This is a genomic window from Actinomadura physcomitrii (assembly GCF_008923205.2).
Taxonomy (GTDB): Bacteria; Actinomycetota; Actinomycetes; order Streptosporangiales; family Streptosporangiaceae; genus Spirillospora; species Spirillospora physcomitrii.
Window position 1 is genome coordinate 1 of record NZ_WBMS02000079.1, and the last position, 16787, is coordinate 16787.

The 16787-nt window shown below is 69.3% G+C and carries 28 protein-coding genes; 26 read left to right on the top strand and 2 right to left on the bottom strand.

Translation table 11 applies throughout. The annotated features are described in order from the left end of the window. Positions 1-168: 168 nt before the first annotated feature. From rplP to F8568_RS45730, 17 genes are all read left to right on the top strand, one after another. Positions 169-588: a 50S ribosomal protein L16 gene (rplP, locus tag F8568_RS45650; protein ID WP_151600432.1), complete on the top strand. Its 420-nt coding sequence runs from the start codon at positions 169-171 to the stop codon at positions 586-588. Next, complete coding sequence (gene rpmC / locus F8568_RS45655) at positions 588-830, top strand: 50S ribosomal protein L29 (RefSeq protein ID WP_151545534.1); 243 nt, start codon at positions 588-590, stop codon at positions 828-830. Before rplP ends, rpmC begins: the two co-directional genes overlap by 1 nt. Continuing rightward, positions 827-1096 carry a 30S ribosomal protein S17 gene (gene rpsQ / locus F8568_RS45660; RefSeq protein ID WP_151600433.1) on the top strand — a complete coding sequence of 90 codons (270 nt, stop codon included), beginning with the start codon at positions 827-829 and terminating at the stop codon, positions 1094-1096. The genes rpmC and rpsQ overlap by 4 nt, the downstream gene beginning before the upstream one ends. A 109-nt stretch (positions 1097-1205) precedes the next feature. After that, positions 1206-1574 (top strand): 50S ribosomal protein L14, encoded by a 369-nt coding sequence (gene rplN, locus F8568_RS45665; protein ID WP_021596728.1) that lies wholly within the window; start codon positions 1206-1208, stop codon positions 1572-1574. Then, positions 1574-1882, top strand: coding sequence for a 50S ribosomal protein L24 (gene rplX, locus F8568_RS45670; protein ID WP_151545532.1), 309 nt, complete (start codon positions 1574-1576; stop codon positions 1880-1882). Before rplN ends, rplX begins: the two co-directional genes overlap by 1 nt. A 5-nt stretch (positions 1883-1887) precedes the next feature. Beyond that, positions 1888-2463 carry a 50S ribosomal protein L5 gene (gene rplE, locus F8568_RS45675; protein ID WP_151600434.1) on the top strand — a complete coding sequence of 192 codons (576 nt, stop codon included), beginning with the start codon at positions 1888-1890 and terminating at the stop codon, positions 2461-2463. Between the two features lie 4 nt (positions 2464-2467). After that, positions 2468-2653 carry a type Z 30S ribosomal protein S14 gene (locus F8568_RS45680; RefSeq protein ID WP_018657585.1) on the top strand — a complete coding sequence of 62 codons (186 nt, stop codon included), beginning with the start codon at positions 2468-2470 and terminating at the stop codon, positions 2651-2653. A 138-nt stretch (positions 2654-2791) separates the two neighbouring features. Continuing rightward, the gene (gene rpsH / locus F8568_RS45685) at positions 2792-3190 is read left to right on the top strand and encodes a 30S ribosomal protein S8 (RefSeq protein ID WP_151545530.1); all 399 of its coding nucleotides are present in this window, start codon (positions 2792-2794) and stop codon (positions 3188-3190) included. Positions 3191-3206: 16 nt separating this feature from the next. Next, positions 3207-3743 (top strand): 50S ribosomal protein L6, encoded by a 537-nt coding sequence (gene rplF, locus F8568_RS45690; protein ID WP_151600435.1) that lies wholly within the window; start codon positions 3207-3209, stop codon positions 3741-3743. Positions 3744-3801: 58 nt separating this feature from the next. Further along, complete coding sequence (gene rplR, locus F8568_RS45695) at positions 3802-4188, top strand: 50S ribosomal protein L18 (protein WP_151600436.1); 387 nt, start codon at positions 3802-3804, stop codon at positions 4186-4188. Between the two features lie 31 nt (positions 4189-4219). Next, entirely contained in the window at positions 4220-4843 is a 624-nt protein-coding gene (gene rpsE / locus F8568_RS45700; protein WP_151600449.1) for a 30S ribosomal protein S5, read from the top strand. Further along, positions 4843-5025: a 50S ribosomal protein L30 gene (gene rpmD / locus F8568_RS45705; protein WP_151600437.1), complete on the top strand. Its 183-nt coding sequence runs from the start codon at positions 4843-4845 to the stop codon at positions 5023-5025. The genes rpsE and rpmD overlap by 1 nt, the downstream gene beginning before the upstream one ends. Before the next feature lies 1 nt (position 5026). Beyond that, complete coding sequence (gene rplO, locus F8568_RS45710; RefSeq protein ID WP_151600438.1) at positions 5027-5494, top strand: 50S ribosomal protein L15; 468 nt, start codon at positions 5027-5029, stop codon at positions 5492-5494. A 215-nt stretch (positions 5495-5709) separates the two neighbouring features. Further along, positions 5710-7005, top strand: a complete 1296-nt coding sequence (gene secY, locus F8568_RS45715) for a preprotein translocase subunit SecY (RefSeq protein WP_151600450.1) — start codon at positions 5710-5712, stop codon at positions 7003-7005. Next, positions 7005-7658, top strand: coding sequence for an adenylate kinase (locus F8568_RS45720; RefSeq protein WP_151600439.1), 654 nt, complete (start codon positions 7005-7007; stop codon positions 7656-7658). Before secY ends, F8568_RS45720 begins: the two co-directional genes overlap by 1 nt. Before the next feature lie 187 nt (positions 7659-7845). Continuing rightward, a complete protein-coding gene (gene map / locus F8568_RS45725) occupies positions 7846-8658 on the top strand; it encodes a type I methionyl aminopeptidase (protein ID WP_151600440.1) in 813 nt (270 codons plus the stop codon). 40 nt (positions 8659-8698) lie between these two features. Beyond that, entirely contained in the window at positions 8699-9142 is a 444-nt protein-coding gene (locus tag F8568_RS45730) for a DUF1707 SHOCT-like domain-containing protein (protein WP_151600441.1), read from the top strand. An 8-nt stretch (positions 9143-9150) separates the two neighbouring features. Here the strand turns inward: F8568_RS45730 and F8568_RS45735 are convergent, their stop codons facing one another. Further along, positions 9151-9966, bottom strand: a complete 816-nt coding sequence (locus tag F8568_RS45735; RefSeq protein WP_151600442.1) for a phosphodiesterase — start codon at positions 9964-9966, stop codon at positions 9151-9153. Positions 9967-10129: 163 nt separating this feature from the next. Here F8568_RS45735 and F8568_RS45740 point away from each other — a divergent pair, with 163 nt between their 5' ends. Next, on the top strand, positions 10130-10831 hold the full coding sequence (locus F8568_RS45740; protein WP_160574025.1) for a GNAT family N-acetyltransferase: 702 nt from the start codon (positions 10130-10132) through the stop codon (positions 10829-10831). Positions 10832-10851: 20 nt separating this feature from the next. On the opposite strand, the gene F8568_RS45745 is transcribed toward F8568_RS45740, so the two are convergent. Beyond that, positions 10852-11409 carry a hypothetical protein gene (locus F8568_RS45745; protein WP_151600444.1) on the bottom strand — a complete coding sequence of 186 codons (558 nt, stop codon included), beginning with the start codon at positions 11407-11409 and terminating at the stop codon, positions 10852-10854. A gap of 262 nt (positions 11410-11671) precedes the next feature. Here F8568_RS45745 and infA point away from each other — a divergent pair, with 262 nt between their 5' ends. The 8 genes from infA to truA all read left to right on the top strand — a co-directional run bounded on the left by infA (position 11672) and on the right by truA (position 16707). Next, the gene (infA, locus tag F8568_RS45750; protein ID WP_018657567.1) at positions 11672-11893 is read left to right on the top strand and encodes a translation initiation factor IF-1; all 222 of its coding nucleotides are present in this window, start codon (positions 11672-11674) and stop codon (positions 11891-11893) included. A 65-nt stretch (positions 11894-11958) separates the two neighbouring features. Continuing rightward, positions 11959-12072 carry a 50S ribosomal protein L36 gene (rpmJ, locus tag F8568_RS45755; RefSeq protein ID WP_021596712.1) on the top strand — a complete coding sequence of 38 codons (114 nt, stop codon included), beginning with the start codon at positions 11959-11961 and terminating at the stop codon, positions 12070-12072. A gap of 223 nt (positions 12073-12295) precedes the next feature. Further along, positions 12296-12676, top strand: coding sequence for a 30S ribosomal protein S13 (rpsM, locus tag F8568_RS45760; protein ID WP_151600445.1), 381 nt, complete (start codon positions 12296-12298; stop codon positions 12674-12676). A 48-nt stretch (positions 12677-12724) separates the two neighbouring features. Then, positions 12725-13126, top strand: coding sequence for a 30S ribosomal protein S11 (gene rpsK / locus F8568_RS45765; RefSeq protein WP_021596710.1), 402 nt, complete (start codon positions 12725-12727; stop codon positions 13124-13126). 23 nt (positions 13127-13149) lie between these two features. Next, positions 13150-13776 (top strand): 30S ribosomal protein S4, encoded by a 627-nt coding sequence (gene rpsD / locus F8568_RS45770; protein WP_151545520.1) that lies wholly within the window; start codon positions 13150-13152, stop codon positions 13774-13776. Positions 13777-13901: 125 nt separating this feature from the next. After that, on the top strand, positions 13902-14915 hold the full coding sequence (locus F8568_RS45775) for a DNA-directed RNA polymerase subunit alpha (RefSeq protein ID WP_151600446.1): 1014 nt from the start codon (positions 13902-13904) through the stop codon (positions 14913-14915). A gap of 98 nt (positions 14916-15013) precedes the next feature. Beyond that, positions 15014-15529, top strand: coding sequence for a 50S ribosomal protein L17 (rplQ, locus tag F8568_RS45780; RefSeq protein WP_151600447.1), 516 nt, complete (start codon positions 15014-15016; stop codon positions 15527-15529). Positions 15530-15813: 284 nt separating this feature from the next. Continuing rightward, the gene (truA, locus tag F8568_RS45785; RefSeq protein ID WP_151600448.1) at positions 15814-16707 is read left to right on the top strand and encodes a tRNA pseudouridine(38-40) synthase TruA; all 894 of its coding nucleotides are present in this window, start codon (positions 15814-15816) and stop codon (positions 16705-16707) included. The last annotated feature ends 80 nt before the right edge of the window (positions 16708-16787 follow it).

Below are 16787 nucleotides of genomic sequence, written 5' to 3' on the forward strand. Positions count from 1 at the left end.
GCCGTGGCGGCGGGCGCGGCGGCCGGGGCGGACGCGGCGGCGAGCGCGGCGGCGCCCGCGGCGGCGAGGCCCGCGGCGGCGCCGAGGCGCCGAAGCAGCAGCAGAGTTCCGAGCAGCCGGCGCAGACGGCCGACGCTGCTCCGCAGGGTGAGGGGAGCTGAGTAACCCATGCTGATCCCTCGCAAGGTCAAGCACCGCAAGCAGCACCACCCGAAGCGCCGCGGGATGGCCAAGGGCGGCACGAAGGTGACGTTCGGCGAGTACGGCATCCAGGCGGTCGAGGCCGCCTACGTGACGAACCGGCAGATCGAGGCCGCGCGTATCGCGATGACCCGCCACATCAAGCGCGGCGGCAAGGTCTGGATCAACATCTTCCCGGACCGTCCGCTGACCAAGAAGCCGGCGGAGACCCGGATGGGCTCCGGCAAGGGCTCCGTGGAGTGGTGGGTCGCGAACATCAAGCCGGGCCGCGTGCTGTTCGAGATCTCCTACCCGAACGAGCAGATCGCCCGCGAGGCGCTGACCCGCGCGATCCACAAGCTGCCGATGAAGTGCAAGATCGTGAAGCGAGAGGTGGGTGAGTCCTGATGGCCAAGGGTCTTACCGCCGACGACCTGCGGACCGAGCCCGAGGACGTTCTGGTCACCAAGCTGAAGGAGGCGAAGGAGGAGCTGTTCAACCTCCGCTTCCAGGCCGCGACCGGCCAGCTTGAGAGCCACGGGCGGCTGCGCACCGTCAAGCGCGAGATCGCCCGCATCTACACCGTGATGCGGGAGCGCGAGCTCGGCATCGTCACGGTCGCCGAGGACGCCGTGGAGGGCACCGAATGACCGAGCAGACACAGGCGCGGAGCAGCCGCAAGGTCCTGGAGGGCCTGGTGGTCAGCGACAAGATGGACAAGACCGTGGTCGTGTCCGTCGAGGACCGCGTGAAGCACGCGAAGTACCACAAGGTCATCCGCCGGACGAAGAACTACAAGGCGCACGACGAGGCCAACGAGTGTGGCGTCGGCGACCGCGTCCGTCTCATGGAGACCCGCCCGCTGTCGGCGACCAAGCGCTGGCGCGTGGTGGAGATCCTCGAGAAGGCCAAGTAGGAGCCGCAAGGCCCCCGCGGGACGCGAGTCCCGCATTGAACACCGATGGTTCCACCAGGCTCCCCGGACCGGGTCCGGGAGAGAACCGGTGTGACGAACAGGAGTTGACGTGATCCAGCAGGAGTCGCGACTCAAGGTCGCCGACAACACGGGTGCGAAGGAGATCCTTTGCATCCGCGTTCTCGGTGGCTCGGGTCGGCGCTACGCGGGAGTCGGCGACATCATCGTCGCGACGGTGAAGGACGCCCTTCCCGGCGCGGGCGTGAAGAAGGGTGACGTCGTCAAGGCGGTCGTCGTGCGCACCCGCAAGGAGCGCCGGCGCCCGGACGGCTCCTACATCCGCTTCGACGAGAACGCCGCGGTCCTGATCAAGGACGGCGGGGACCCCCGCGGCACCCGCATCTTCGGTCCGGTGGGCCGCGAACTGCGCGAGAAGAAGTTCATGCGCATCATCTCGCTCGCGCCGGAGGTGCTGTGATGAAGATCCGCAAGGGCGACGAGGTCGTCGTCATCGCCGGTAAGGACAAGGGCGCCACGGGCAAGGTCCTGCGCGTCCTCCCGCGCGAGGACCGCGTGGTCGTCGAGGGCGTCAACCTCATCACCAAGAACATCAAGGCCGACCAGCAGCGTGCCGGCAAGGAGAGCGGCCGCGTGACGGTCGAGGCGCCGCTGCACGTCAGCAACGTCGCGCTCGCCGAGGACGGCAAGCCGGTCCGGGTCGGCTACCGCATCAACGAGGACGGCACGAAGGTTCGGATCTCGCGCCGTAGCGGTAAGGAGATCTGAGACCGATGACCGACACCGTCACCGAGCGTCCCGTCCCGCAGCCGAGGCTCAAGCTCCGCTACCGCGAGGAGATCGCGAAGCAGATGCAGGAGCAGTTCGGCTACGCCAACGTCATGCAGATCCCCGGGCTGACCAAGATCGTGGTCAACATGGGCGTCGGCGACGCGGCGAAGGACGCCAAGCTGATCGAGGGCGCGATCCGCGACCTGTCCCAGATCACCGGGCAGAAGCCGGCCGTGAACCGGGCCCGCAAGTCGATCGCGCAGTTCAAGCTGCGCGAGGGCATGCCGATCGGCGCGCACGCCACGCTGCGCGGCGACCGGATGTGGGAGTTCCTCGACCGGTTGCTCGCCACCGCGCTGCCCCGCATCCGCGACTTCCGCGGCCTGTCGCCGAAGCAGTTCGACGGCAACGGCAACTACACCTTCGGGCTGACCGAGCAGGTCATGTTCCACGAGGTCGACCCGGACAAGATCGACCGGACGCGGGGCATGGACATCACGGTCGTGACGACCGCGAAGACCGACGACGAGGGCCGGGCGCTGCTCAAGCTCCTGGGCTTCCCCTTCAAGGAGAACTGAGCAGATGGCGAAGAAGTCGCTGATCGCCAAGGCGGCGCGGAAGCCGAAGTTCGGCGTGCGCGCGTACACTCGTTGCTCGCGCTGCGGGCGCCCGCGCTCCGTCTACCGGAAGTTCGGCCTGTGCCGCGTGTGCTTCCGGGAGATGGCCCACCGCGGCGAGCTGCCGGGCATCACCAAGTCCAGCTGGTAGGAGCCTCCCCCCGGCGACGGGGGAGCCCGCCGGCGTGTATCAACCACCGGGCATCCGCACGGGTGCCCACGACCACGCCAAAGGTCCACGGGACGACATCACCCCGAGGAAACCGTGGCGAGGGAGGGCCAGCAGGCCATGACGATGACCGACCCGATCGCAGACATGCTGACGCGTCTGCGGAACGCGAATTCGGCGTACCACGACTCGGTGGCGATGCCGTACTCGAAGATCAAGGCGCACATCGCCGAGATCCTCCAGCAGGAGGGCTACATCTCGGGCTGGACCGTGGAGGACGCCGAGGTCGGCAAGAAGCTCACCATCGAGCTCAAGTTCGGGCCGACCCGCGAGCGTTCGATCGCCGGCATCAAGCGCGTCTCGAAGCCGGGTCTGCGCGTGTACGCGAAGAAGGACAACCTGCCGAAGGTGCTGGGCGGGCTGGGCGTCGCGATCATCTCGACGTCCTCCGGCCTGATGACCGACCGGCAGGCGGGCAAGCGCGGCGTGGGCGGCGAAGTCCTCGCCTACGTCTGGTGAGGGGAGGGCTCTAACAATGTCGCGAATCGGACGTCTCCCCATCACCGTGCCCAGCGGCGTCGAGGTCAGGCTCGACGGCCGGGAGGTCACCGTCAAGGGGCCGAAGGGCACGCTGTCGCACACCGTGGCCGAGCCGATCGAGGTTCAGGTGGAGGACGGCCAGGTCACCGTGACCCGGCCGAACGACGTCAACACGGTGCGGGCGCTGCACGGGCTCACCCGCTCGCTGATCAACAACATGGTCGTCGGTGTCACCGAGGGCTACAAGAAGACCCTGGTCATCCAGGGCGTCGGCTACCGTGTGGTGGCCAAGGGCAAGAACCTCGAGTTCTCGCTCGGGTACAGCCACCCGATCACGGTCGAGCCCCCCGAGGGCATCACCTTCACGGTGGAGCGGCCGACCCAGCTGACGGTCGAGGGCATCGACAAGCAGAAGGTCGGCGAGATCGCCGCGAACATCCGCAAGCTGCGCAAGCCCGACCCCTACAAGGGCAAGGGCGTGCGGTACGAGGGCGAGCAGATCCGCCGCAAGGTCGGAAAGGCCGGCAAGTGATGAGGGCGAGCAGATCCGCCGCTGCGCTTCCGAATGTCGGAAAGGCTGGTAAGTAGTCATGGCAGGCACCAAGACCCTGGCCGCCAAGGCCACGTCGGCGCGGGCCAAGGCCCGCAAGCGCCGGCACCTGCGGGTCCGCAAGAAGGTCGTGGGCAGCGCCGCGCGTCCTCGCCTGGTCGTGACCCGCTCCACCAGGCACGTGTTCGTCCAGGTCATCGACGACAGCAAGGGCCACACGCTGGCCTACGCGTCGACGATGGAGGCGGACCTGCGCGCCGACTCCGGCGACAAGACGGCCAAGTCCCGCAAGGTCGGCGAGCTCGTCGCCGCCCGCGCGAAGGAGGCCGGCGTCTCCGCGGTCGTGTTCGACCGCGGCGGCAACAAGTACCACGGCCGCATCGCCGCTGTCGCGGAGGGTGCGCGCGAGGGGGGCCTGGAGCTCTGATGGCCCTTTCCAAGGCAAACGAGAGGAACCACTGATGGCAGCGCAGAGGCGTGGTGGCGGTCAGGGTGGCGACCGTCGCGACGGCCGCCGCGACGACCGCCGCGGTGGCGCCGACAAGGGCCAGTCGTACATCGAGAAGGTCGTGGCGATCAACCGTGTCGCCAAGGTCGTCAAGGGCGGTCGCCGGTTCAGCTTCACCGCCCTGGTGATCGTCGGTGACGGCAACGGCACCGTCGGCGTCGGCTACGGCAAGGCCAAGGAGGTGCCCGCGGCGATCGCCAAGGGCGTCGAGGAGGCCAAGAAGCACTTCTTCAAGGTGCCGCGGATCCAGGGCACCATCCCGCACCTGGTGCAGGCGCGGGACGCGGCGGGCGAGGTCCTGCTGCGGCCGGCCGCCCCCGGTACCGGCGTGATCGCCGGCGGCCCGGTGCGCGCGGTGCTGGAGTGCGCGGGCATCCACGACGTGCTGAGCAAGTCGCTGGGCAGCGACAACGCGATCAACATCGTGCACGCCACGATCGCGGGACTGAAGTCGCTGAAGCGTCCGGAGGAGATCGCGGCCAAGCGCGGCCTGCCGATCGAGGACGTCGCCCCGGCGGCCATGCTGCGCGCCCGCGCGGCGGGCAGCGAGCCGCGGGCGGAGGTCGCGAGCTGATGAGCAACCTGAAGATCACGCAGACCAAGTCCGTGATCAGCGAGAAGCAGAACCAGCGTGACACGCTGCGCACCCTCGGCCTGAAGCGGATCGGGCAGAGCGTTGTCCGCGAGGACCGCCCCGAGGTGCTCGGCATGATCCGGACGGTGGCCCACCTGGTCACCGTCGAGGAGGTCGACTGACATGGCCGCCGATCTGAGCAAGGACGGCACGCCGCTCAAGATCCACGACCTGCGTCCGGCCCCCGGTGCCAACAAGGCCAAGGTCCGCAAGGGCCGCGGCGAGGCGTCCAAGGGCAAGACCGCGGGCCGCGGCACCAAGGGCACCAAGGCCCGCAGCACGGTGCCGGTCGGGTTCGAGGGCGGCCAGATGCCGCTGATCCGCCGGGTGCCGAAGCTGAAGGGCTTCAAGAACCCGAACCGGGTCGAGTTCCAGGTGGTGAACCTGGACAAGCTCGCCGCGCTCTACCCCGAGGGCGGCGAGGTCACCGCCGAGGACCTGGCGGCCAAGGGCGCGGTGCGCCGCGGCCGTCCGGTGAAGGTCCTCGGCACCGGCGAGATCTCGGTGGCCGTGCAGGTGAAGGCGCACGCCTTCTCCGGCGCCGCCAAGGAGAAGATCGCCGCCGCCGGCGGGACCGCCGACGAGCTGTAGGGCGACACCTTCGATGCCGGGGCCGTCTCGCCTTGCGCCGCGGGCCGTAGGGCCCGCGGGGCGGGCGGGGCGGCCCCGGTCTCATCTGCTGTTAGAGTCACACCGGCGGGAGCGGCGCGCGTGATGTTCCCCACGATCTTCGTTTCCGCCGGACCTCATGGACCTGTAACCGGCCCCTCGGCGGCCTTGTTCTCGCCAGTCGCGCAGGAGGAATGGTGCTGACCGCGTTCACTCGGGCTTTCCGTACGCCCGACCTGCGTAAGAAGCTGTTGTTCACGTTGTTCATGATCCTGGTGTTCCGGATCGGGGCGACCCTTCCGGCGCCGAACGTGAACGTGAGCGTGCTGAAGTCGACCGCGGACGCGGCGAAGAAGAGCAACCAGCTGTACGGCCTCGTCGACCTGTTCAGCGGCGGCGCGCTGCTGAAGCTGTCGGTGTTCGCGCTGGGGATCATGCCGTACATCACGGCGAGCATCATCCTGCAGCTGCTGACGGTGGTGATCCCGCGGCTGGAGGCCCTGAAGAAGGAGGGCCAGGCCGGCACCACGAAGATCACCCAGTACACCCGGTACCTGACGGTGGGGCTGGCGATCCTGCAGGCGACCGGCATCGTGGCGATGGCCAGCACCGGGCAGCTGTTCCAGGGCCAGTCGGGCACCGACGACATCCTGTACGACACCGGCGTGTTCCCGATCGTCACCATGGTGATCTGCATGGTGGCGGGCACCACGGTGATCATGTGGCTGGGCGAGCTGGTGACCGACCGCGGCGTCGGCAACGGCATGTCGATCCTGATCTTCACGCAGGTGGTGGCGGTCTTCCCGTCCCAGTTCTGGAGCATCTACAAGGCCAAGAACGGGTTCGTGTTCGCGCTGGTGATCATCGTCGGTCTGGCGATCATGGCGGGCGTGGTCTTCGTCGAGCAGGCGCAGCGCCGGATCCCGGTGCAGTACGCCAAGCGGATGGTGGGCCGGCGGATGTACGGCGGCACGTCGACCTACATCCCGCTGAAGGTCAACCAGGCGGGCATCATCCCGGTGATCTTCGCCTCATCGCTGCTGTACCTGCCGGTGCTCGCGACGCAGCTGTGGCCGAACACCAAGTGGCTGCAGAAGATCCAGCCCTACCTCCAGCAGGACAACGCCTGGCACATGGGGATCTTCTTCGTCTTCATCATCTTCTTCACGTACTTCTATGTGGCGATCACCTTCAACCCCACTGAAGTAGCCGACAACATGAAGAAGTATGGTGGATTCATCCCAGGTATCCGTCCTGGCCGGCCGACCGCCGAGTACCTCGACTACGTGCTGACCCGGATCACCACACCCGGTGCGCTCTACCTGGGGCTCGTCGCCCTGATCCCCATGGTGGCGTTCGCACTCCTGAACGCGACCCAGAACTTCCCCTTCGGCGGCACGAGCATCCTCATCGTCGTCGGCGTCGGACTGGATACCGTGAAGCAGATCGAGAGTCAGCTACAGCAGCGCAACTACGAGGGCTTCCTCCGGTAGTGCGTATCGTGCTGGTGGGCCCCCCGGGAGCGGGCAAGGGGACGCAGGCCCAGTTCATCGCATCGCATCTGTCCATCCCGAAGATCTCGACAGGTGACATCTTCCGCGCCAACGTGAGCGGCGGCACCGAACTCGGCCGGCAGGCCAAGGAGTTCATGGACCGCGGCGACCTCGTCCCCGACGAGGTCACGATCGCGATGGTGCGTGACCGGCTGGCCGAGGACGACGCGCGCGACGGGTTCCTGCTCGACGGGTTCCCGCGCAACGTCCCGCAGGCCGAGACGCTGAAGAAGATCCTCGCCGAGTGGGACACCCGCCTGGACATCGTCCTGGAACTGGTCGTCGACGAGGACGAGGTCGTCCGGCGGCTGTCGGGCCGGCGCACCTGCGACAAGTGCGGCCGGATCTGGCACGTCGACTTCGACGACAAGCAGGACGACGTCTGCGACGACTGCGGCGGGCGGCTCTTCCAGCGCGACGACGACAAGGAAGAGGTCGTCATGCACCGGCTGGAGGTGTACCGCCACGACACGTCGCCGCTGGTGCAGTTCTACGCGGACGAGAACATCCTCGTCGGGATCGACGCGACCGGCCCGGTCGAGGAGGTCACCAAGCGCGCCCTCACCGCGCTCCGTCCGCTGGAGAGGGACTGAGGGACTGAGCCCGGGGACCGCGCATTTTGCGGTCCCCTGAACTGGCGCGTCAGCGGGCAAAGAGCATGGAGACGGCGCCAGGCCGTTCTCGGCTCCGGGCCGTGCAAGGCGGGTCTGGGTGTGGACGGTGGATGTGGACGCCGGGGCCGCTTCGGGCGGTCCCGGCGATCTTCGTTAGGGGGAAGTGATGTTCAAACGGCGCAGGCCCGCGATCCAGGTGAAGACACCGGAGCAGATCGAGCGGATGCGGGCCGCCGGGCTCCTGGTGGGCCGCACGCTGGAGGTGCTCCGGGAGGCGGTGAAGCCGGGGATCAGCACCAAGGACCTCGACGAGATCGCCGAGCGGCACATCCGCGACCACGGCGGGGTCCCGTCGTTCCTCGGCTACCACGGCTTCACCGGGACGATCTGCGCGTCGATCAACGAGGAGATCGTGCACGGCATCCCGCGGCCGGACAAGATCCTGCGGGACGGCGACGTCATCTCCCTCGACTGCGGCGCGATCGTGGACGGCTGGCACGGCGACGCGGCGATCACCGTCCCGGTCGGGGAGATCACCGATGAGCTGCGGCGGCTGCTGGAGGTCACCGAGACGTCCCTGTGGCACGGCCTGGCGGCCGGGAAGGTCGGGGCCCGCCTCACGGACATGTCGCACGCGATCGAGTCCCACATCCGCTCTCAGGGCCCCTACGGCATCGTCGAGGGCTACGGCGGGCACGGCATCGGGACCGAGATGCACATGGACCCGCTGATCCCCAACCACGGCGCCCCCGGGCACGGCCCGGAGCTGGAGGTCGGGATGTGCTTCGCGGTGGAGCCGATGGTCAACCTCGGCACCAAGGACACCCTGGAGCTCGACGACGGCTGGACGGTGATCACCACCGACGGCCGGTCCTCCGCGCACTTCGAGCACACGTTCGCCGTCACCCCGGACGGCCCTCGCGTCCTCACCGCGCTGGACGAAGGCCGGGAGTGGTTCGGCAAGCTGGAAGTAGGCTGATTGCAGGAGGACCGTAGCGGTGACGATCGGGAGGGCATCGATGGCGCCGAACCCTGACATCCGGGCATCGGACGCCGACCGCGACCGGGTGGCGGCGAGCCTGCGGGAGCATTGCGCCGAGGGCCGGATCACGATGGACGAGATGCACGAGCGGCTGGAGTCGACGTACGCCGCCAAGACCATCGGCGACCTGCAGGAGATCACCTCCGACCTGCCCGAGCAGGACCTGTTCCAGTACCCGATCCCGGCGTCGCGCCCCAACAGCACCGCGAGCCCGGCCGTGCGGCGCTCGGGCGGCGACCTGTACCGGCAGGGCGGCCGGGCCGTCTGGGTGACCTGGGCGACCGTCAGCGCGATCAACCTCGTGGTGTGGCTGGCCCTCGCCGTCACCGGCAACGTGGTCTACCCGTGGTGGATCTGGGTGGCCGGGCCGTGGGGCGCGATCCTGCTCATGGGCACGGTCTTCGGGCCGCGCCGCCGCTGATCAAGGGCCTACTCCACGTCCATCAGCGGGCGGTAGTTGCCCGTCGGCACGAAATGCGTCGTGGCCGCGCCCTCGTCGGTCACCAGATGCACCGCGAACCCCGCGGGCTCCCCGGTCACCGCCGCCCGCCCCGGATGCGTCAGGTCCAGGAACAGCTGCCGGTACGTGCTCGGGCACGTCGTGCTGACCGTCCCGGCCAGCGACCCCACCGATCCCCGGTGCACGTGCCCCGAGATGATCCGCACCACCTGCGGATGCCGGGAGATCACCTTCGCGAACCCCGCCGGGTCGACGAACCGCATGTCGTCGATGAACCTGATCCCGATCGGGAACGGCGGATGGTGCGTCGCGACCACCGTCGGCGTCGCCGGCGCGGCCCCGAGCGCCCCGTCCAGCCAGGCGAGCCGCTCCTCGCTCATGTGCCCGTGCGGATGCCCGTCCACCGTCGTGTCGCAGCACACCAGCCGCACGTCCGCCACGTCCACCGCGTACTGGACGGGCGCCTGCGGCGCGACCCCGGTGTCCACGACCGCGGGATGGTCGCCGAACGCGGCGCGCATCGCGTCCCGGTCGTCGTGATTGCCGGGCATCGGGTAGATCGCCATCGGCAGCGGCGACAGCAGCGCGTGCAGCCGCGCGTACTCCTCCGGCCGCCCGCCGTCGGCGAGGTCGCCGGTCAGCACCACCGCGTCCGGCCGCGCCGGCAGCGCCAGCAGGCTGGACACCGCCGCGCGCAGGGCCCGCACCGGTCCGGACGCGTCGTCCACCCGGCCGTCACGTCCGGCGGCCAGGTGGATGTCGCTCAGCTGCGCGATGATCGCCATTGATCCTCCCCTCGCCAGGGCATGTCCCAGCACATCACGGCCCAGCCTTCCGGACACCCCCGGCCCCCCGGCGCCGCAGACGATCTTCGCGTCCGAGCGCCTCCCTGTCGAACCGGCACCGCTACGCTGCCGCTCACCCCATAAAACGAACGCCCCAGGAGTGATGTTCGTGCCGCCCTGGACTCCGGAGACCCTCGGCACCTGCGCCCCCGGCCGCCACGCGCTCGCGACACCCGAACTGTTCCTGCGCACCGCCACCCACGCCGACGCCCTCCCCCTGCTGGCGGCCGGAAGCGACCCGGAGGCCCAGCGCGGCCTGGGCTGGCCCGCCCACCTGGTCGTCCCCGCCTGGCGACGGCGCCGCGCGCTGCGCTGGCGCATGGCGATGCGGCCGTCCTCGAACGGCGCGCCCGCCATCCCCTTGCCGAACCTGTTCGTGGCCCTCGATCGGGAGCGGCCCAGGCTCGCCGGAGCATTGGGGATCACGCCGGTGAGCGAGGGGACGGGCCGAGCAGGCGGCTGGTTGGCGCCCGCCTACAGGGAACCCGGCCCCATGGCGGGACTGATCGAGGCGTGGCGCGAAATCGCCCATCGTCATCTGGGCCTCACCGAGGTGCGCTGCTCGGTGGACCCCGGGAACGAAGTCGCCATCGAGGCCGTGCGGCGCGTCGGCCTCACCGCCGCCGAGACCGAGGACATCACGCTGGACGACGGGCGGACGGTGCCGCTGGTCTGGCACGTGTCGAGGGACACGTCCCGGGCGCAGTGCGCGGCCGGCCAGGGGCCGGACTGGACGGAAACCTCTCCTTGGGCGGCGGTCGCCGGGCCTTCCCCGCAGGGGGCTGTAGAGGGGGCGCGTTCCTGACGCCGCCGGCGGCGGGCGGGTCAGGCGACGTGGGGGATGACCAGGGAGAGGGCCGAGGTGACGTCCTCGGGGGCGGGGGCGACGTCCGGGACGACGTCGCGCAGGGCCAGCCAGCCGTTGATCGCCTGGACGGTCGGCTTGGCCTCCACGAGCTGCGGGTCGTCGACGCCGTACCAGGCGGCGACCTTCGACCAGCGCCACAGCCGGTGGCCCGCCGTGGAGATCTCGGACGCGGGGAAGCCGGTGGCGCCGCGCGCGCCGGTGATCGCGTGTCGGACCGAGTCCGCCGACTTGCCGACGCGGTCGGCGATGTCGCGGATGGTCAGCAGCGGGTCGGCCTCGACCTGCAGCACGTGCAGGCCCTCCGCGCTGGCCTCGACGTGCTCGACGACCTCCATGATCGCGGCGGCGAGGGTCGCGCCCTGCCATGCGCAGGAGGCGTTGCCCGGCCGGTCGGCGTGCTGCGGCTCGCTGATGACGGACACGGTGACGGCACCGTGCGTGCGGTCGAACAGGGGGTCCAGCTCGTCCTCGTAGAGGGGACGGCTCAGGATCAGCGCGAAGTCATAGCTCGGCATGCTGACCCTCCTCCGACGTATCTCACCTGAAAGGTACAACGCGCGAGCGAGGTATGCTTGACTCGGAAGCAGTCTCCGGACCCATATCATGCGTTGATTTCGCATTGGGCGGTTCGGTGACGTAGACTGCTGTGCCGGTCCGTTGTAGGCCGCCTGTTCCCCTTGTTCTCGATGCGTCCGCGTCGTGGCATGGGCGCGGCCGTGCCCTTCGCGGGGCCCGACGGGCCGGGTCCAATGAGCCGATCAGTGAAGCGCGGAGGACATGCCCAAGAAAGAAGGGGCCATCGAGATCGAGGGCACCGTCATCGAGTCCCTCCCGAACGCCATGTTCCGGGTGGAGCTCGACAACGGGCACAAGGTGCTCGCCCACATCAGCGGCAAGATGCGGATGCACTACATCCGGATCCTGCCGGACGACCGCGTCGTTGTGGAGCTGAGCCCCTACGACCTCACGCGCGGTCGGATCGTCTACCGCTACAAGTAATCCCACTGGGGTTGCCTTCCCCGTGCGTGGCGGCGCGGGGGTGACCCTTATCTCTAGGAGACCCAGTGAAGGTCAAGCCGAGCGTCAAGAAGATCTGCAACAAGTGCCGCGTCATCCGCCGGCACGGCCGGGTCATGGTCATCTGCTCCGACCCGCGCCACAAGCAGCGTCAGGGCTGACCGGCACCCGCCGGAACGCTCACCACGGCAAGCGCATCGCAGCCTTCGCACAGGTCGCCGTACGCCCCGCCCGCCGGTCGCGAGACCTCCGGGTGACCGGGTCGTACGGCACCACTGTGTGAAGGGGCACCCTCGGACGACGGAGGCCGAGGCCGCCACCCGGGCAGGGTGTGTGCGGAGGCGATGCGTCCATACCTCCGCGAAATGAAGGGAACTGCCCAAGATGGCACGCCTCCTCGGCGTCGACCTCCCGCGCGAAAAGCGCCTGGAGGTCGCTCTCACCTACATCTTCGGCATCGGCCGGACCCGGGCCCTGGCGACCCTGGAGGGCACCGGCATCAGCGGTGACCTGCGGGTGCACCAGCTCGGCGACGACGAGCTGGTCAAGCTGCGCGACTGGATCGAGAAGAACTACCAGATCGAGGGCGACCTTCGCCGCGAGATCCAGTCGAACATCCGCCGCAAGATCGAGATCGGGTGCTACCAGGGCATCCGGCACCGCCGCGGGCTTCCCGTCCACGGCCAGCGCACGCAGACCAACGCGCGCACCCGCAAGGGCAAGAAGAAGACCGTGGCCGGCAAGAAGAAGGCCGGCAAGAAGTAGTCCGGAGTCGGTCCTCCGGATCGATGACCTCGAGAGTAGAGAGAGCAGATGCCTCCTAAGAGCCGTGTCGGCGCCAAGAAGGTGCGCCGCAAGGAGAAGAAGAACGTCGCTCACGGGCACGCCCACATCAAGAGCACGTTCAACAACACGATCGTCTCGATCACCGACCCCAACGGCAACGTGATCTCCTGGGCCTCCTCGGGCCACGTGGGCTTCAAGGGCTCGCGCAAGTCGACCCCGTTCGCCGCGCAGCAGGCCGCCGAGGCCGCCGCCCGGCGCGCGATGGAGCACGGCATGCGCAAGGTCGACGTCTTCGTCAAGGGCCCCGGCTCCGGTCGCGAGACCGCGATCCGCTCCCTCCAGGCCACCGGCCTGGAGGTGGGCTCCATCCAGGACGTCACGCCCGTTCCGCACAACGGCTGCCGGCCGCCCAAGCGCCGCCGCGTCTGAGCCGTAGGGGAGATCACAGAACAATGGCTCGTTACACCGGTGCGGACTGCAAGCTCTGCCGCCGCGAGAAGATGAAGCTGTTCCTCAAGGGCAGCAAGTGCGAGGGCCCGAAGTGCCCGATCGAGATCCGTCCCTACCCGCCGGGTGAGCACGGACGCGGCCGGCCCAAGGAGACCGAGTACCTGCTGCAGCTGCGCGAGAAGCAGAAGGCCAAGCGCATCTACGGCGTGCTGGAGCGGCAGTTCAGCAACTACTACGTCGAGGCGAACCGCCAGGGCGGCAAGACGGGTGAGAACCTGCTGCGCCTGCTCGAGCGCCGGCTCGACAACGTGGTCTACCGCGCGGGCTTCGCCAAGTCCCGCGACATGGCCCGCCAGCTCATCCGCCACGGCCACATCCGGGTCAACGGCAAGAAGGTCAACATCCCGTCCTTCCTGGTGAGCGAGGCCGACATCGTCGACGTCAAGAGCAAGTCGCTCGAGATGACGCCGTTCCAGGTCGCCAAGGCCGAGGTCGGCGAGCGCCAGGTCCCGGCGTGGCTCGGGATCGACGGCGAGAAGATGCGGATCCTCGTGCACGCGCTGCCGGTCCGGCAGCAGATCGACGCTCCCGTCCAGGAGCAGCTGATCGTCGAGCTCTACTCCAAGTAGGGGCTCGCCAAGCAGGATCCCGCGTCCCATCGGGATGCCGCGCTTCGCGTGGCATCCTGGTGGGACGGGGAACATTCCGAAACGCGGTCGTCAAATAGCGGGCACCGCGGGAAGAAGGCACCAACATGCTCATCGCTCAGCGTCCAACTCTCAACGAAGAGCAGGTCGACGAGTACCGGTCGCGGTTCACCATCGAGCCGCTGGAGCCGGGCTTCGGCTACACGATCGGCAACTCGCTGCGCCGTACGCTGCTCTCCTCGATCCCCGGTGCGGCCGTCACCAGCATCCGGATCGAGGGCGTGCTCCACGAGTTCTCCACCGTCCCCGGGGTCAAGGAGGATGTCACCGACATCATCCTGAACCTCAAGGAGCTGGTGGTCTCCTCCGAGCACGACGAGCCCGTGGTGATGTACCTGCGCAAGCAGGGCCCGGGCGAGGTCACCGCGGCCGACATCGCGCCGCCGGCGGGCGTCGAGGTCCACAACCCGGACCTGCACATCGCCACCCTGAACAACAAGGCCAAGCTGGAGATGGAGCTGACGGTCGAGCGCGGCCGCGGCTACGTCTCCGCCGCGCAGAACAAGCAGCCGGGCCAGGAGATCGGCCGGATCCCGATCGACTCCATCTACTCGCCCGTGCTGAAGGTCACCTACAAGGTCGAGGCGACCCGGGTCGAGCAGCGCACCGACTTCGACCGCCTGATCCTGGACGTGGAGACCAAGGCCTGCATGCTGCCGCGCGACGCGGTCGCCTCCGCGGGCAAGACCCTCGTCGAGCTGTTCGGGCTGGCCCGGGAGCTCAACGTCGAGGCCGAGGGCATCGACATGGGCCCGTCCCCGACGGACGCCGCGCTCGCCGCGGACCTGGCCCTGCCGATCGAGGAGCTGAACCTGACGGTCCGCTCCTACAACTGCCTGAAGCGCGAGGGCATCCACTCGGTGGGCGAGCTCGTGGCCCGCAGCGAGCAGGACCTCCTCGACATAAGGAATTTCGGCGCCAAGTCGATCGAAGAGGTCAAGCAGAAGCTCAACGACATGGGCCTGTCGCTGAAGGACTCCCCGCCCGGGTTCGACCCGAGCGCGGCGGCCGACAACTACGGCGACGACGACCAGAGCTACGCCGAGACCGAGCAGTACTAGAAACCCGATTCCGGAACGGCCGGGGGCCTGCGTTCCCCGGCCGTTCCGGAACCAGCTGACACCGGTACCTGACACGGCCGGTGCAGGAAGGAAGAACCATGCCGCAGCCCACCAAGGGCCCCCGCCTCGGCGGTAGCGCCGCGCACCAGAAGCTGATCCTGGCGAACCTGGCGACGGCGCTGTTCGAGCACGGCCGCATCACCACCACCGAGGCCAAGGCCCGGCGGGTGCGTCCGCTGGCGGAGAAGCTGATCACCAAGGCCAAGAAGGGCGACCTGCACAACCGTCGCCTGGTGGCCCGGACGATCCGCGACAAGAGCGTCGTGCACGAGCTCTTCACCGAGATCGCGCCGCGCTTCGAGAACCGTCCCGGCGGCTACACCCGGATCACCAAGATCGGGCCGCGCAAGGGCGACGCGGCACCGATGGCCGTGATCGAGCTGGTGCAGGAGGAAATGCCGGCCGCCACGGGGACCGCGCAGGCCGCCCCGGCGGCGGAGGAAAAGCCGGCCGAGACTCTGGCGGAGACCACCGCCGAAGAGACCGAGGCCCCTGCGACGGCCGAGACCGGCGTCGAGGCCGAATCCGGGACCGACGAGGGCGACGCTAAGTAAAGTAGTCATCGCCAAGGGTGCGCCCCGCGTATGCGGGGATGATCCGGCCCCGATGGCAGTGATCGAGCCAGTCCAGGAGTGCTCCCCGCGCACGCGGGGTTATCCATTCCCTTGGCGATTGCGTTGACGGTTTCGGCCGACATGATGAATGGGCCCGCCGTTCCCCTTGCGGGACGGCGGGCTTCGTCTTTGCCAGACTGGACCTATGGCCAGGTCAGGGAAGCAACGGCGCGTACACATGGGAGAACGGAACAGCCACGTTGCAGAGGGACAGTCCACCTGACATGACCGCACTGGTAAGGCTCCGCCTCGACATCGGATACGACGGGACGGACTTCGCGGGCTGGGCCCGGCAGCCGAACCAGCGCACCGTCCAGGGGGTGATCGAGGACGCCCTGGCGCGGATGCTGCGGCTGGACCCGCCGCCGATGCTGACGGTCGCGGGACGCACCGACGCGGGCGTCCACGCGCGCGCGCAGGTGGCGCACCTGGTGGTGCCGGTCGCCGCGTACTCGGCGATCAACGGGACGATGCCGCGCCGGCTGGCGGGGCTGCTGCCGCCGGACGTGCGCGTGTGGCGGGTGTCGGTGGCGCCGGAGGGCTTCGACGCCCGCTTCTCGGCGCTGGCGCGCCGCTACGTGTACCGGGTGTGCGACAACCCGGTGGGCGTGGAGCCGCTGCGCCGCCACGACGTGCTGTGGCATCCGCGTCCGCTGAACCTGGACCGGATGAACGAGGCCGCGCGGCTGCTGGTGGGGGAGAACGACTTCGCCGCGTACTGCCGCAAGCGGGAGGGCGCGACGACGATCCGGGAACTGCTGCGCTACGAGTGGGCGCGCGACGACCGGGACCCGCATCTGGCGCTCGCGACGGTCGAGGCGGACGCGTTCTGCCATTCGATGGTCCGCGCGCTGGTGGGCGCGCTGCTGATGGTGGGGGACGGGCGCCGCGACGTGGAGTGGCCCGCGCAGGTGCTGGCGGCGCGGGTCCGGGATTCGGGCGTGAACGTCGCGCCGGCGCACGGCCTGTCGCTGGAGGAGATCCGGTACCCCGACGACGACAGCCTCGCCAAGCGCGCGCAGGAGACGCGGCGGGTCCGGACGCTGAACGCCGCGGCGGCTGCCGCTGAGCACGCGGCCAACGCCGCGGGGGCGGAGCAGTCCGGCACCGCGTCCTAGGCCCGGACGGAACACGGCGGCGGGGGGGGGGGGGGGGAACCGCCCCCCCCCGCCGGGGGCGGGGGGGGGGGGGGGGGGGG

What these genes read in the sequence shown, in the direction of transcription:
- rplP (WP_151600432.1), top strand. Translation starts at nt 169, where the DNA reads ATGCTGATCCCTCGCAAGGTCAAGCACCGCAAGCAGCACCACCCGAAG.
- rpmC (WP_151545534.1), top strand. Translation starts at nt 588, where the DNA reads ATGGCCAAGGGTCTTACCGCCGACGACCTGCGGACCGAGCCCGAGGAC.
- rpsQ (WP_151600433.1), top strand. Translation starts at nt 827, where the DNA reads ATGACCGAGCAGACACAGGCGCGGAGCAGCCGCAAGGTCCTGGAGGGC.
- rplX (WP_151545532.1), top strand. Translation starts at nt 1,574, where the DNA reads ATGAAGATCCGCAAGGGCGACGAGGTCGTCGTCATCGCCGGTAAGGAC.
- rplE (WP_151600434.1), top strand. Translation starts at nt 1,888, where the DNA reads ATGACCGACACCGTCACCGAGCGTCCCGTCCCGCAGCCGAGGCTCAAG.
- F8568_RS45680 (WP_018657585.1), top strand. Translation starts at nt 2,468, where the DNA reads ATGGCGAAGAAGTCGCTGATCGCCAAGGCGGCGCGGAAGCCGAAGTTC.
- rpsH (WP_151545530.1), top strand. Translation starts at nt 2,792, where the DNA reads ATGACGATGACCGACCCGATCGCAGACATGCTGACGCGTCTGCGGAAC.
- rplF (WP_151600435.1), top strand. Translation starts at nt 3,207, where the DNA reads ATGTCGCGAATCGGACGTCTCCCCATCACCGTGCCCAGCGGCGTCGAG.
- rplR (WP_151600436.1), top strand. Translation starts at nt 3,802, where the DNA reads ATGGCAGGCACCAAGACCCTGGCCGCCAAGGCCACGTCGGCGCGGGCC.
- rpmD (WP_151600437.1), top strand. Translation starts at nt 4,843, where the DNA reads ATGAGCAACCTGAAGATCACGCAGACCAAGTCCGTGATCAGCGAGAAG.
- rplO (WP_151600438.1), top strand. Translation starts at nt 5,027, where the DNA reads ATGGCCGCCGATCTGAGCAAGGACGGCACGCCGCTCAAGATCCACGAC.
- map (WP_151600440.1), top strand. Translation starts at nt 7,846, where the DNA reads ATGTTCAAACGGCGCAGGCCCGCGATCCAGGTGAAGACACCGGAGCAG.
- F8568_RS45730 (WP_151600441.1), top strand. Translation starts at nt 8,699, where the DNA reads ATGGCGCCGAACCCTGACATCCGGGCATCGGACGCCGACCGCGACCGG.
- F8568_RS45735 (WP_151600442.1), bottom strand. Translation starts at nt 9,966, where the DNA reads ATGGCGATCATCGCGCAGCTGAGCGACATCCACCTGGCCGCCGGACGT.
- F8568_RS45740 (WP_160574025.1), top strand. Translation starts at nt 10,130, where the DNA reads ATGTTCGTGCCGCCCTGGACTCCGGAGACCCTCGGCACCTGCGCCCCC.
- F8568_RS45745 (WP_151600444.1), bottom strand. Translation starts at nt 11,409, where the DNA reads ATGCCGAGCTATGACTTCGCGCTGATCCTGAGCCGTCCCCTCTACGAG.
- infA (WP_018657567.1), top strand. Translation starts at nt 11,672, where the DNA reads ATGCCCAAGAAAGAAGGGGCCATCGAGATCGAGGGCACCGTCATCGAG.
- rpsM (WP_151600445.1), top strand. Translation starts at nt 12,296, where the DNA reads ATGGCACGCCTCCTCGGCGTCGACCTCCCGCGCGAAAAGCGCCTGGAG.
- rpsK (WP_021596710.1), top strand. Translation starts at nt 12,725, where the DNA reads ATGCCTCCTAAGAGCCGTGTCGGCGCCAAGAAGGTGCGCCGCAAGGAG.
- rpsD (WP_151545520.1), top strand. Translation starts at nt 13,150, where the DNA reads ATGGCTCGTTACACCGGTGCGGACTGCAAGCTCTGCCGCCGCGAGAAG.
- F8568_RS45775 (WP_151600446.1), top strand. Translation starts at nt 13,902, where the DNA reads ATGCTCATCGCTCAGCGTCCAACTCTCAACGAAGAGCAGGTCGACGAG.
- rplQ (WP_151600447.1), top strand. Translation starts at nt 15,014, where the DNA reads ATGCCGCAGCCCACCAAGGGCCCCCGCCTCGGCGGTAGCGCCGCGCAC.
- truA (WP_151600448.1), top strand. Translation starts at nt 15,814, where the DNA reads ATGACCGCACTGGTAAGGCTCCGCCTCGACATCGGATACGACGGGACG.